Genomic DNA, 846 nt, shown 5'->3' with positions numbered 1-846 from the left:
CCTTCACTTGCGACTTTAGGGGGAGGATTATTAGCCTCAGGAGCACGCTTTGTAGCGCCTACACTTGCAAGGAATGTGGCGGGGTCAAAATTAGGTCAAGCCTTTTTGAACACTGGTCAGTCATTTCCAAGTCGATTTGCAAGTCCATTTTTAGGCATCACGAACAAAACAACATTGCCGCATTTGCTTAAAGTAGGGGCGGCATCTGGTGCATTACATGGAGCGGGAGAAGGCGAAGGTCTTGGTAATACACTTACAAGTACGTTATCTGGTGCAGGTTTAGGAGCGGGCGGGGCATTGGTTGGAAGTGCTTTAGGTCATTTGGCTGGTTCTACTGTCGGTGGAATACGAAGACTTTTTTCTCCTTCTCATAAGCAAGGTGTTGCAACAGACACATTAAGAGAAATCAGTAAACATTTAGGTAAGGAGGCTTCTGAAGAGCTAGGAAACTCTTTTAAGAATGCAGTTCCTACCGATTACGTAGCTGATCATAGTCCTTTTTTACAGGATCTTGTTTTTGATATCGCGAAAAGAAACCAAGGAGCTTATCTTGATTTGACCAAAAGAGCTGGGCAGAGAGCGCTGGGAGGAGGGGAGCGTATTCATCAGGCAGCAGATGAACACTTTATTCCTCGTCAAAATGTTACAGGTTTAAAAGATGATCTTATCGCGAGTAGAGAAGCAGAATCACATACTCTTTATGAAATAGCCAAGAAAACGCCGATAGAAGAAAAATATTATGGTGCTCTTAATGAATTAATGAAGCGTCCATACTTCAAACAGGCTTATGATGAAGGACTAAAGCGGTTTATTACGGATGGCAACAACGTTAGTCCGTTTTCTTCT

At 43.1% G+C, this 846-nt stretch carries 1 pseudogene; it reads left to right on the top strand.

From position 1 onward, the window contains the following. Window positions 1-846: pseudogene (locus ACFIK6_RS10070) on the top strand (hypothetical protein); the annotation flags it as partial.

The sequence above is a fragment of the Bartonella sp. AS69XJJH genome (assembly GCF_042195585.1).
Classification (GTDB): domain Bacteria; phylum Pseudomonadota; class Alphaproteobacteria; order Rhizobiales; family Rhizobiaceae; genus Bartonella.
The sequence above is the reverse complement of the archived record's forward strand: the minus strand, read 5'-3'. Positions and strand labels throughout refer to the sequence as shown.